The organism is Legionella birminghamensis (genome assembly GCF_900452515.1).
GTDB lineage: Bacteria > Pseudomonadota > Gammaproteobacteria > Legionellales > Legionellaceae > Legionella_C > Legionella_C birminghamensis.
Window position 1 is genome coordinate 1,328,776 of sequence record NZ_UGNW01000001.1, and the last position, 12,912, is coordinate 1,341,687.

A 12,912-nucleotide genomic window follows, 5' to 3' on the forward strand; every position below is an offset into this window, starting at 1 on the left:
AATTTCCCTCTTATTAAGGAGGTTAATTGCCAGTCTCTCCTCCTCGTCCTCCCCTGGGCCCCGGACGATTTGAAGGCTCCTCCTGTTGTGCACTGGAAGGGTTTCTACCGCCTCTGGTGAAAAATGCACCAAAACGCCCCATCATGCCAGTTCTCGGAGGAGCAGGTACTGCAGGCTGCAGTGCCTGCTGACTGGGATTTAAGGCCTGAGATCTGTTAATTCCCAACTCAGCCGCTTTGGCAAATAATTCTTCAACTCCATGGTTATCTCTGGCGCTGGTCGCTATAAATGTACAGCCTTTCTCGGCAGCAAATTCCGTAATGAGAGTGGAAGTGGCGTTTGGCATATCACTCATTGTTCCTGCAAAAATAACCGGAGTGGCTGGATTAAACCACTGCCTCAGCGATGCATATTCATCTTTTGCATCTTGCAAACTGTTAGGATCAGTCAGGTTTACCGTTATGATAAACACTTTGGCATTCGAGCCCCATCTGGTATTTCTGAATCGACGGCTTTCCATATCGCCCATATCCATAAAGGCTGCCAATGCTCTTACACCCTCATCATTTTGATAAGCCTGGGTATACCTGAAATCCTGATCTTGTACGGGTGCATCTGAATAGCTATTGTTAAAATAACGTTGCATCAGACTCGTTTTTCCACTATTTCGCGGACCGATTATTATGATAGGTAAACGCTCGTCGGTATTGGTAATCTGGGAACGCTCGATACGGCCAACGGTTACTATGTTTTGATTATTTTTCAGAATTTGTGCGTGTATTGCTCTTAATTCATTATCAAAACTGGCTTCCGTATTGTTGGGAAGGCGGGATATGTTCCCTTTGGCTAAATCAATCAGCGCTTTTATCGCACCATGCCTTGCCCCCCAGGAAGAGCTCTCTTCACTTAGTGATTCGAGCCTTGCAATGGCTTTTTGATTCTCTATAAAGGAGCGCATTTGCTCGATCATTATTTTCTGAGGAAGCTTATCCAATTTACTTTCAAAAACAGCTATAACGTGTCCAGGCGATTTTTCAGTCAATCTTTTAAGACAAGCGTTCCCTAAATTACCAAGGAAAGCATTTACTTTGGTATCGTCAATTAAAAGCAATAATGCTTCCAGAGCACCAAGATCTGCATCTTCACAATTCTCGAGCACCGGACCGATTTTAATTGTGTCGCATTCTCTTCTGTCCACATTAATGTTACTTATCAAAGGGATTAATGGCGCATAAGATGTAATCGTTTCTTTAAAATAAGGTTTAGCCAGAAAACTGTTAACGATAGCGATTTTAGCCTTGGTGCTTAAATGTTGGGTATCTTCCTCTTCTCCGCTTACCAGATTGATTAAAGCCGCAGTGTTTGGAACCAGCTCTGCGAGTTTGTTATCGCCTAATTGTTGCAAATAGATGATTTTGTCAGCATCCGTCAATTGCCAAAGCGCCGTTCTTAATGCTTTGGCATCCTGAATACTGGTTAATGGAGGGCAAACGCTGTCAACCGTCTGATGAAATTCAGGAAATGCATTGGCTGGCAGTAAACGATTTTCATTCGCTGCTCTATCCGCAATTCGCAAGGTGATACCAAGGCTTGGGTATTTTTCTATCAGACCGCTTATGGTTTCAGCTCGGGATTTTGGATTACCGTCCAGCTGCGCAAATAGCCGGGCATTCCCTGCAATTCCTGTAGTAATATCTGGTTGATAGGATATTTTTTCCTCCAGGAGCTTTGTGAAACTATCCTCTTTTTCTTTAAGTTTTTCTTCGAGTTTAGTCTTTTGATTATCTAGCGCACCCTCTTGAATTTTCCGCACAAACTCGGGAGTCCATTCCCTTAACGCCTGTTCATTCTCCCGACTGATGGTGTTTAACTCGGCGGCATTCACCTCGACACAAAATTCAGTTCTCTGAATCTCTCCATTGGCCCTCACTCCTGGATTTTTCATACGATTCCAGATTGTGCCGATATTATCCCGGAATCGGGGAGCCGTCATGGCAAACAATCGTCTACGCTCATCCTCTGTCAATTTATCCAGAAATTCTGCAAACTCGAAAATCCCTTCATTCGCATCCGCTCCAGCAATATACTCCTGTCCGCCGCGTCCTCCATGAGCTCCCCCATAACGCAGCTTTTCAATGAATCGGTTGATATATCCATACATTGAAGAATCACGTTTAACATAATCCCGAAGCTGCTGAGCTGCCTCATGAAACGCTGTGGCCGCAGGGGAATGTTTAATCACCCTTGCGCGTTCACTTTCAGTCAGTGGTTTTACTTGCCCGTCTTCCAAACTAGTGTGTTTAAACACGCCGTCCTCTTTGGCAAAAGAGAGACAATCGGACACCATAATAATACGCGGATTGTTTACATCATCACTAAGAACAAATTGCCAGGGCTTTAATTCATACAGGTCCTGACCAGACATCTGGTCCGAGAGATCAATATTAAACATTAACAGCTTTACAGCCTCTTTGTTAACAACAGGTGAGAGCCTTTCGGCAAGCAGCCAACAGATCTGATTTATCGGGGAGTGGGGATCGAAGGTATATGCCAGATCCGTTTGCTGAATGCGTTTCCAGCGATTCGCCAGAAAATCGATAAAGGGTTGGCACTCCTCTGCCGTTAGCTCCTTATCGGATTTAGTTGCCCTGTCAATTAATGCACTCAATTCTTCATAGGTTTCCAGCAGTTCGATGCGTTCGATCTCATTTTTCCAGCCTAAGCGTTCTGGTCTAATGAATTTTTTTAGTGCTTCAAGCTCTTGCCCTAATGCCTTGATGCCGGCCATAATGAACCCCGAAATATCATCTTATATAAATTATAAGCATAAATGGCAGCTTTACTACTATTCGTTTATAAACTGCGGGTTTTCTGGATTGATTTATTCAGTTATCGCAATCCGATTCCAGGTTAGATCCCATGCAAGGGCTGATATTATTTTTCGCGCTTTCAATTGTTCAATCAGAATTTCCAGAGCCGGTTTTTCTGCAGCGATAATAATCATGTTCATTGATTTCCTGACTGGCAATACCAGGGTGGACAGTTCAAAATGAGCCTTTAGCCATTTGAAAACGGGGTATTGCTCATTGCGGTTGGCCAGGTTAACGCTTAGGTAGCCATTGTTTGAAAGAGCGTTCTGGCAATCGATAAAAAATTGCGGTGTATAGCAATTGGAGGGAAAGCGGTGGGCATTAAACAGGTCGACCAGGATATGCTTAAATGGAGCCCCATTATTTTTGATAAATGTACTGGCATCCTGGTTAATGATATGAAGGTTTTTTAGCCTGTCAGTCAGGAAATATGTTTTCGCCACCTGAATAATTTCTTCACTAATTTCAACGGCGGTCAATGGAAAATGATTAAGGGCGGGGGAGAGCGCATGTGCAGCACCCGCTCCTCCCAATCCCAGTAAACAGCTCGCCCCGGGAAATAGCCTGGCTGGAAGAATCAACTGACTGATATAATTTAAGCCGGGTTTCTCTGGCTTACGTATATTAATCAGACTTTGAATTGCCGGACTACCCAGCGACAACCAGCGGAATATGAAATTATCATAAACGGAAACACCGCTTGTGCTCTGGTACAGGCAGCGGCCAGCAAAGGTTTTCCACATCAGAAATCAAGCCTGTTGAAAGGGGTAAATAGCTCCAAGTTGGAGAATTTCTGTCAATTCATCAAGGGCAAACATCACTTCTTTCACTAGTGATGGATCAACTAAATCATCTGCATGCAGTCGATCCCGGTAATGGCGCTTGATCCATTGTTCCAGTTTTAATAATAAAGACTCATTAATTAACACGCCCTGATGCATATACGCCAGTTCATTTTCATTCAGTAAGACCCGCAGGCGTAAACAGGCAGGGCCGCCGCCATTGCGCATGCTTTGCTTTAGATCCATAAAATAACAATACTTGATAGGGTTGCTGGACGCTGCCAGAATATCGTGAATTGTCTGGTTGACATGTGGGTTATGCTCGCATTCACTCGGCGCAATCAGTGCCATTGTGCCGTCTTTAAGGGTTAAGAGTTGCGAATTAAAAAGATAACTGGAGACTGCATCATCTATGCTTACCTGCTCGTCCCTGATTTCAATAATATTAAGCTCAAAATCGGCTTTACTTTGAAGTGCCTGCAATACTGTAGTCTGATCAAGGAATGCCTGCTGATGAATTAAGAGCACAGATTCGTTGGCAACGGCAATGACATCGTTGTGGAAAACGCCTTTGTCGATTGCCGCTGGATTTTGGCAGACATATAACAGCCGATCAAGATCCAGGCCGTGAGATCTCCCAATTGCAGTGGAGGCTTCATAGGTTTGCCTTGCTGGAAAGCGAACTGGCCCTGGGGTAAAAGACGACCAGAGGGCGCGTTTGCCATAAACAAATAAATGAATACCGGGTTGGCCATGATCTGCCGCAAGGCGGCTATGGTTAGCCGCGCCCTCGTCACTGGTTACCAGGCTAGCCGGCAAGGGGGAGTGATGCGCAAAATGATTGTCGTTGTTAAATATTCTTTTTAGCAGATAATGCGAGAAGTTTGCTTCCTGATGGCGGTGCAGGTTGGAAACCAGATTCGCAGCAGTAAAATGAACACGCCGATCATTGCTATCAATACTGGGGGTTACAGTGGCGGCATTTGCAGTCCACATACTGGAGGCTGAATAGGCGGCTGCCAGAATTTCCGGCGCTGTTGTACTAGCCAGTTTTAATTGCTGTTCTGTTGTCCCATGAAAGCCCATTTGTTCCAGCAGACCCAAATTAGGACGTTGATGGGGCGGCAAAACCGCCTGCTTTAATCCTAATTCATGCAGAAAGCGCATTTTATCAAGGCCTTGCAAAGCGGCAGCCTGAGGATTGGCAATAGAATGGGCATTGGCGGTCGAAGCAATATTTCCAAGGGATAAACCCGCATAATTATGGGTAGGGCCGACCAGTCCATCCATGTTTAATTCATAGTTTTTCATTGTCTATCCAAGGTTAATGCCGGGTAGTAACTGAGCAGGTCTGACCAGCATGGCGCTCTCCATGCTTGCGATGGGATAAGAGCAATAATCGGCTGCAAAATAAGCGCTTGGCCGGTGATTGCCGCTGCATCCTACACCTCCGAAGGGTAAGTTGCTCGCCGCTCCCGTAGTCGGCCTGTTCCAGTTGATTAGCCCGGAGCGGATTTGCTTATAAAATAATTCGTAATGGGCTTTGTGCTTGCTTAGCAGGCCGGCGGCCAGGCCATATTTCGTCTGATTTGCCATTACTATGGCCTCTTCAAAATCCTGATAGCGATAAACCTGCACTAATGGCGCAAAGATTTCTTCATCACTTATCTGGCGTGCATTAGACATATCAATAATGCCGGGCGATAAAAATGCCGCTTCTTCTTTCAACAATCTCATTGGCAGTAAAGCCTTACCTCCAGAGTCCAGCAGTTTTTGCTGGGCGGAAAGATGCATACGCGCATGGTCAAGACGAATCACTGGGCCGATGAAGGGTTCCGGGCGTTGCGTATATTCGCCAATAAGCAGTGTCTGGCATATTTCAGTGAATCGTTGTAAAAACGCATTGCCCTGGGCATCATTTTTAATAAAAAGCCTTCGCGCACAAGTACAGCGTTGACCGGCTGTGATCATGGTGGATAAAAGCGTATGGTAAACAGCTGCATCAATGTCATCCACCTCATCGATTACTAATGGATTATTACCCCCCATTTCAAGGGCAATGATTATCTCGGGGCGCTCGGCAAACTGCTGATGAATTTTTTTGCCGGTTTGATAGCTGCCGGTAAAAAAAACACCTTTAATATTCTGTTGTAGAAGCGCTTTTGCGGTTTGGCTGTTACCCTGTATACAATTAATGACGCCTGGCGGTAAATCACTTTCATGCCAGCATTGCATAATCAAGGCAGCCACCGCGGGGCTTAACTCGCTGGGCTTGTAGACAATGGTATTTCCCGCAAGCAGGGCGGGGACAATATGCCCATTACTTAGATGAGCCGGGAAATTAAAAGCGCCAAGCACTGCTACTACGCCATGCGGTTTATAGCGAAGACTTGCTGTCGCTTCCGCTGTTGAATTTGATTTTTCGGCATTACGTTCCTGATAGGCCTGAATGGAGATAGCGACTTTGGCAATAACAGAGCTCACTTCAGTTTGTGATTCCCAGAATGGCTTACCCGTTTCCTGGGAAATTAATTCAGCGAGCTGCCCACGTCTTTTTTCCACCGCCCTGGCAAAGTTTTGCAGATAAGCACAGCGCTCTTCCAGTGTCAATCCAGCCCAATCCACTGCGGCTTTATCTGCAGATTTAAAGGCCTGACTGATTTCAATCGCTGTCGCGTTGCGGCCTTGCCATACTAATAAATTATTGGCTGGATTAATGGAAGTGAACACAGCACCTTCTCCTGAATGCCATTGCCCATTAATATAATGACTATTCCAGGTATTTGACGCGATACTCATTGATTTTCCCCATTGCTATGGTTTTTAAGCGAATGCAAGGGAGAGAGTCTGACATTGTCTCCCTTTTTAAGTTTCAATAATTCAGCTGTTTGCTTACTTACAATGCATGTATTCCCTTTGGTAAAAATAGCCTGGCTTAGAGTGGCGCGAAAGTTCAGGCTGGTATTGGCAACAAGGAATAGTTTACTGCTCACCTCGTCGCTGAGGCTGCCAATTGTTCTTAGCTGGCTGGTTTTTATCGTAGAAATTTCTGCTGCAGGTGCCTCGATGGTAGGGCCGGCATCAAAAATATCCACATAACCTAAAAATCGAAAGCCTTCGTTCATGAGAATATTCATTGCTGGAATGGTTGATTGATGCGGTTGCCCAATCACTGACTGGGCGGCTGCTGCAAGCAATTTCACATAAACTGGGTTACGAGGCATTAAGTCTGCGATGAATTGTTTGTTCGTGGAAATGGATAACCCATCGGCTTCCGGAAAAGTCATATGAAAAAAATGGCTTCCCAGATGATCCCAAAAGGGGGAATGCCCGGACTCGTCGGAAATCCCGCGCATTTCGGCAATAATGCTTGGCGAAAAGCGATTAGGGAAAGCGGCAATGAAAAGGAAACGCGCACGCGAAAGCAATAAGCCGTTACTGTCTTTACGATAGGAGGGATCAAGAAATAGAGTGCATACTTCGCTTTTCCCCTGGTTATCATTGACAAGGCTTAAGACTTCATAATCGCTGCGAATATTTAGCGAATGACAAAATCGTGTTCTCTTGGAAAGCTTATAGGAGTAAAAAGGGCTATCATACCCGGTAGCGCCTTCGATTGCGGATGTGCCGACCACTTTTCCTGTTTCAGGATCTTCCAGGACAAAGAAATAATATTCGTTAAGCGGTTTTTTGACTTCTTTTTCAAAGGACGTACAGGACCAATCAATTCGCTTTTGCAATAATTGCCTGTCTTTGGCCAAGGTTGTAATTCCTATACCGCTGCGCATTGCCAGCTCGTATATCGCATCCAGATCGGATGGGAATGCTCGCCTGAAAATCATCATGAGTGAAGTGTCTCCAAACCGCCGCGCGCTAAATCCCGCAATAAAAACAGGTTCAATGCAGTCCTTTCAACCAGGCTATCCAGTAAGATAAACTCTTCAGCGCTATGGATAGCTCCGCCGCGAACACCCATGGTATCGAGTACTGGCAGGCCTTTCTGCGCCAGATTATTACCGTCACAACAACCGCCGCTATCCTGCCAGGAAACCGATAGATTTAATTGTTCCCCGGCGCGCCGCACGCATTCGAATAGTTTTTCTGTTTTATAGTTGATTGATTTAACGGGTCTTCCGAATTGCCCCTCAATTTTTAAACCATAATCATCTCTTTTAAGTAGGTTGTTAATCTCATTCAATTTCTTCTGGATCCAGTACTCATCCTGCGGACTACTCACGCGTATATCGAGTTTGGCTACCGCTTTATCGGGTACCATATTCAGTGCCTCTCCTCCAGCAATTTTGCCTATATTGATGCTGACACCTTCTCGCTGACCATTAAGCGCGTGAATGGCAAGAATCACTTCTGCCAGATAGCAAATGGCATTCCGCCCCTCCGAAAAAGCGCGTCCTACATGAGCTGCCTTCCCTGTTGTCACCACAGTAAATTTTCCACTGCCTCGCCTGTTTCTTGCTAAAGTACCTTTGGCATCCATTGCCGGCTCATAAATGAGACCTGCCTGGTAGGTGGATGCTGCGTTTTCAAGCCAGCTGCCTGAAAACGGTGAGCCAATTTCTTCATCCGCATTGATAAATACATCCCAACCTAATGTTTCTGCTTCTGGAAGGCGCTCAAACAACTCCAGTGCATGCAGGATAATCAGCAATCCGCCTTTCATATCGGCAACGCCAGGGCCATTTAAGGTATTTTCATTAATATAGGAAAGCGTCTGGAAGGGATGGTCGGCATGATACACTGTATCCATATGACCGCCCAGCAGTATCCGCCGCTTTATTTCCGGGCGCTTGCGGATTAATAATGCCTTTCCGCAGTCCAGGATCTCCGTATTACCCTGCATGTCGATGTTGTTAAGGGTGGGGAATGAAATTGACTCAATGGAGTCTGCAATGGAGTTAAAGACCTGACTCAGGTGATTATGAATATATGACAAACCATCTAAATTAGTAGTTCCAGAGTTCGTCTCGCAGAATTGAAACAGTTGTTTAACCATCAGCGGCTGTCTTTCACTCAGTTCAGCCATCAGATGTCTGGTAACAGGATCCATTGCATTATCCAGAAAAAAAGGTAACTAACCTTAGCCAAATTTCTCAAGTCATGCAAGACTCAAAGGGAGAAGCCTGGTATTTAACCCACTATTGGTGTGCTATGCCCGGGTTGGATCTCCTCTTCTTCATTCTTTTGAATCATCTTTTTCATTGCAAGCTGAATTTGTTTACGTTGTTCTGCATTCTGTGCAGTTTTAAAGGTGGCTATTCCCGAGTGAAGCAGCTTGGGGGAGAATGCATAAGTAATCATTCCAGCAATGATCTTCATAATGCCGCCAATAGCTCTCCAGGTCGGGTTCTTCACTTCCAGCCGGTCAGCCAGGTTTTTGTAGGAATTGACTTTTCTGGGGGAGGGATTTTCAATCAAATCGATACTATCGCTGACTGCCTGTAACAGTAAACGGTTACCGCTGGTATTCTTTTTTGCCTGCTCCTCAATCATGTCGATTAACCTGGCGGTTTGTGCAATCTGATCTTTTTTAAGCGGGAAATCACAAGTGGCTTTGTCCAGGTCAATTCTTGCCTGCTGAATACGGATCCGGAGTACCTCTTGTGCACGGTTATGAGGGCAATTGTCGTCGCGCCATTGTACCAGCCAGGGAACTTGTCCTCGAAGCTTTTCGTAATTGGCGTTAATATAGAAATCGATTGCATTCCATAATAACTCGACATGATGATTCATGCCGCGTCCTTTAACCATTGCGGGTGCTGCATGCAATCCGCACTCAAACTCCTCACGGCTCATGGGATTTTCAAGTTCAATTGACTTCATCAGATTATAATAAGCAGAAGAAACACCCGCTCTGTCTATTGCATCTTTGCAGGTAAAATTAAATGTTTTTGGATCAAGTGTTTCGATTGCAAGATTAGGAAAGGCATATTTGTTAAAATCAAACCAGATAGCCTGTCTTTGCGCCTTGCTTAAGGGCTTGTCTGCTGCCGCTCCCATTTTGCTGAAACTGAGTGACAGTAGTTTATTGACGGTTTCCTGCTCCTTATCTCCATATATCATTGTCCTGACAGAAGGGCTTATATAGAAATCCTTTATGGCTTCGCTGGAGTTGTTCGTTGCTATATTAAACAGCCGCTGAAATTCCTGGTCAAAATTTAAGTTTTCAGTAGTTGTCTGATAGTCGTTCGCAGCAAAAAGGCCTTTGTCTGCGGGCAGCGTAATTACTGCGAGATTATCATGCTCATTTTCGAGGTTCTCAAGCGCCTGGGTCATTCGCCGTTCAGACAAGCCTTCGGGATCGGAGCGATCTCTGCCCAGATTATTAAAATAAATATGTGTAATTCTTTGCGCAGGAGAAGAGGGGGAAAACATGGACGCTATAGTTGTGGATGGCTGGTTTTTTAACCATAGCTTAAATGCCGGGCTAACTTTTGTTTGCCCATCCTGTCTTTGCGCCTGTGTGCCGAACCGCAATTCCTGGGGGCCTTTTTTATCTTTGTTGTATTGATAACGCCGCTCTGTTGAAAGCGTGTTGTGCTGTGGTTTGTAATTGCGGCCAAAAGTCGCATTTACTCTTGAGGGAAGCGATTGATTATCCGCTGGGGAGGGCGCGTCATTAACACGTTTATTCCCCTTGTCAGCCAATTGCGCCTGAATTACTTTTTCAATCTTTTTATCAGTCGGCTTGTGGTTTGCCGGAATATGCTTGATAGTCTCAAACGTGGCATCCAGAATCAAGTTATTATTCGCATAGATATTATGGATAAACGCTTCCAGTTCGTGTATTTGTTGCTGAAGGACGGTGATTTCCTGTTGAGAGGAATGTCGTGAAGGATCATTTAGTCGCTCGCGTGCATCCCCAAAAACCTGAGGATGCGGGCGCAATCCCTGTCGTGTTTTTAAAACGCTGAGTTGATCCTCTAGACTTTTTTTTCGAGACGCTATTTTCTCGCTCTCACTGTCGATAAACGCGAAGAAATCCCTGTATAGATCAGCATAACGATAATCAGGTTCATACTGGTTCTGTTTTAAAACAATATTCAGTTGATAACCAAGCCTTTTCGGTAAAATACTTTGAATTGATTCCGGAAGTTGTTTTTCGTTTGTGATAGCTCTTAAATAAAGATAGCAATTATGGTTGTGAATTTGCTCACTGGAAACATTTGAGGGCATGAATTCTTTCTCTTGCTGCTAATCTCATCATTGTAAATAAGAATTCTTAAGATAATATGATGAACGCAGTGATTTTTGGTAAACTATTTTAAGAAAATAGAGAAATAAACAGTATGATTGCCAATTTTAAACTACATGACTTGATAGACGCAACGCATTCTCAGTGGCATGGGATAATTGAAGAAGCTTTGTCTGCCATGAATCCAGCTTATCTGACCCAACTCGAAAATACCGTGGATTGGCTTCCTGGAAAAGACGCATTGTTCTCTGCCTTTAGTCTGCCGCTGGATGCCACTCAATACGTATTGCTAGGGGAATCCCCGTATCCCCGGGCTCAATCTGCAAACGGTTATGCATTTTGGGATGCAGCTGTAGGGGAAATATGGAGTCCAAGCGGTTTAAGCAAAGAGGTGAACAGGGCAACTTCTTTACGCAATTTTATAAAAATGCTGTTGGTTGTGAAGGGCGATCTGGTGGATGATTTATCTCAGCAGGCCATACAAAAGCTGAATAAGACAAATTATGTGCAAACTGCCGAAGAGTTTTTTTCCGGTCTCATCAAAAAAGGATTTCTTTTGTTAAATGCCTCATTGGTTTACAGTGATGGACAAGTCAAATATCATGCAAAAGAGTGGAAGCCTTTTATGACTGTGCTTTTCAGGCATTTGTCTGAGATCAAGCCTTCGCTGCAATTTATTTTATTAGGCAATATTGCCAAACAGCTCGAAGAAACCTGGTCTTTTCCCGGCCTGGTTGCTGAGCATCCCTACAATCTGAGCTTTATAAGTAATAAAAATGTTCAGAATTTTTTTAAACATTTGGATTTATTAAGTGTAAATGACTAAATCAACCATTGACGCTCGTGAAATATCAAAATTTAATGCGCTCTCCAGCCGCTGGTGGGACAAAAACGGCCCGCTTAAAACATTGCATGATATTAACTCTGCCCGGTTGGAATTTATAGAAAAATATTCAACTATCAAGCAGTCTGTAATTCTTGATGTCGGTTGCGGGGGAGGTATTTTGGCTGAGGCCATGGCCGAAAGAGGGGGAGTGGTAAGCGGTATTGATGCGGACGATGATGCGATTATTACTGCAAATACTCATGCAGTAGCCCATAATTTATCAATTAACTATCAAGCAATCCCTATTGAGGATTTTGAAGGAATATCCTTCGATCTTATTACCTGCATGGAAATGCTGGAACATGTTTCCGATCCAGAGTTGGTGGTACATCATTGCTTTCGTTTATTGAAGCCGGGCGGCAAACTATTTCTTTCCACGATCAATCGAACGCTTAAGGCCTATGGTGCTGCAATTATTGCAGCAGAATATATTCTTGGTTTATTGCCAAAGCAGACGCATGATTATGATAAATTCATAAAGCCAGGAGAACTGGCAAGCGTTTTGAGAAGAGAGGGGTTTGAGCTCATTGCTTTAGAGGGGATTAGCTATAATCCCTTTAGCCGACAGGCACAGTTGTGCAAATCAGTGGATATAAATTATTTGATGTGTGCAGTAAAGCCCTGAGTAAACCTCTCCCGTCTTTGCGAACGCAGTGAAGCAATCCAGCATTCGGGCTTCATTCTAGCTCCGCTCTGGATTGCTTCGCTATGCTCGCAATGACGGCAAGGCTTTTAAGCCTAATTTGAATCCGCAGGGCTCGCCTTATCCGTCTTGGTATACCGATTCTGAAAACGCTGATGTGCGTATTTTGCCTGTTCCTCTGTCACTACATCCACTTCATTACCATAAAGATCAACTCGCGCCGCATTAACCTTCTGGCAACTGAGATAAGCCGGCGATGAGCTGTAGTAATTCAAGGCTTCACGCAAAGCTTTCTTACTGAAGGGGGGAGAGTCCAGACGATCATAGAATTCGATAATTTCATCGAATATTCCTATTTGTAATGGTTTTACCTGAACAGGCTTTTTAAAAAAGGCATTGGGGAAATGTTCAATTAGCCAATCGATAATTTGTAATCTGTCTTTTTTGACTAAATTATTTTGATTCATAGTTCTTACTCTATTTACTGACTTATTAGTCATATTTACCTTAAGTCGATTAAT

Annotated in this window: 10 protein-coding genes; 2 read left to right on the forward strand and 8 right to left on the reverse strand. The window is 44.3% G+C overall.

What is annotated here, in order from left to right:
• Positions 1–22 precede the first annotated feature (22 nt).
• From DYH42_RS05660 to DYH42_RS05690, 7 genes are all read right to left on the reverse strand, one after another.
• Positions 23–2,788 (reverse strand): P-loop NTPase family protein, encoded by a 2,766-nt coding sequence (locus DYH42_RS05660; protein ID WP_058524528.1) that lies wholly within the window; start codon positions 2,786–2,788, stop codon positions 23–25.
• A gap of 93 nt (positions 2,789–2,881) precedes the next feature.
• Positions 2,882–3,613, reverse strand: coding sequence for a spermidine synthase (locus tag DYH42_RS05665; protein ID WP_058524527.1), 732 nt, complete (start codon positions 3,611–3,613; stop codon positions 2,882–2,884).
• Positions 3,614–3,619: 6 nt separating this feature from the next.
• A complete protein-coding gene (gene astB / locus DYH42_RS05670; protein ID WP_058524526.1) occupies positions 3,620–4,963 on the reverse strand; it encodes an N-succinylarginine dihydrolase in 1,344 nt (447 codons plus the stop codon).
• A gap of 3 nt (positions 4,964–4,966) precedes the next feature.
• Complete coding sequence (gene astD, locus DYH42_RS05675) at positions 4,967–6,451, reverse strand: succinylglutamate-semialdehyde dehydrogenase (protein WP_058524525.1); 1,485 nt, start codon at positions 6,449–6,451, stop codon at positions 4,967–4,969.
• The gene (gene astA, locus DYH42_RS05680; protein WP_058524524.1) at positions 6,448–7,497 is read right to left on the reverse strand and encodes an arginine N-succinyltransferase; all 1,050 of its coding nucleotides are present in this window, start codon (positions 7,495–7,497) and stop codon (positions 6,448–6,450) included. The genes astD and astA overlap by 4 nt, the downstream gene beginning before the upstream one ends.
• Positions 7,494–8,717: a hydrolase gene (locus DYH42_RS05685; RefSeq protein ID WP_083503179.1), complete on the reverse strand. Its 1,224-nt coding sequence runs from the start codon at positions 8,715–8,717 to the stop codon at positions 7,494–7,496. The genes astA and DYH42_RS05685 overlap by 4 nt, the downstream gene beginning before the upstream one ends.
• An 80-nt stretch (positions 8,718–8,797) precedes the next feature.
• Positions 8,798–10,843: a hypothetical protein gene (locus DYH42_RS05690; protein WP_058524523.1), complete on the reverse strand. Its 2,046-nt coding sequence runs from the start codon at positions 10,841–10,843 to the stop codon at positions 8,798–8,800.
• Between the two features lie 113 nt (positions 10,844–10,956).
• Between DYH42_RS05690 and DYH42_RS05695 the strand changes: the two genes are divergently transcribed.
• Positions 10,957–11,688, forward strand: a complete 732-nt coding sequence (locus DYH42_RS05695; RefSeq protein ID WP_058524522.1) for a uracil-DNA glycosylase family protein — start codon at positions 10,957–10,959, stop codon at positions 11,686–11,688.
• Positions 11,681–12,373, forward strand: a complete 693-nt coding sequence (ubiG, locus tag DYH42_RS05700; protein ID WP_058524521.1) for a bifunctional 2-polyprenyl-6-hydroxyphenol methylase/3-demethylubiquinol 3-O-methyltransferase UbiG — start codon at positions 11,681–11,683, stop codon at positions 12,371–12,373. The genes DYH42_RS05695 and ubiG overlap by 8 nt, the downstream gene beginning before the upstream one ends.
• Positions 12,374–12,486: 113 nt before the next feature.
• Here the strand turns inward: ubiG and DYH42_RS05705 are convergent, their stop codons facing one another.
• On the reverse strand, positions 12,487–12,858 hold the full coding sequence (locus DYH42_RS05705; protein WP_058524520.1) for a ProQ/FINO family protein: 372 nt from the start codon (positions 12,856–12,858) through the stop codon (positions 12,487–12,489).
• Between the last annotated feature and the right edge of the window lie 54 nt (positions 12,859–12,912).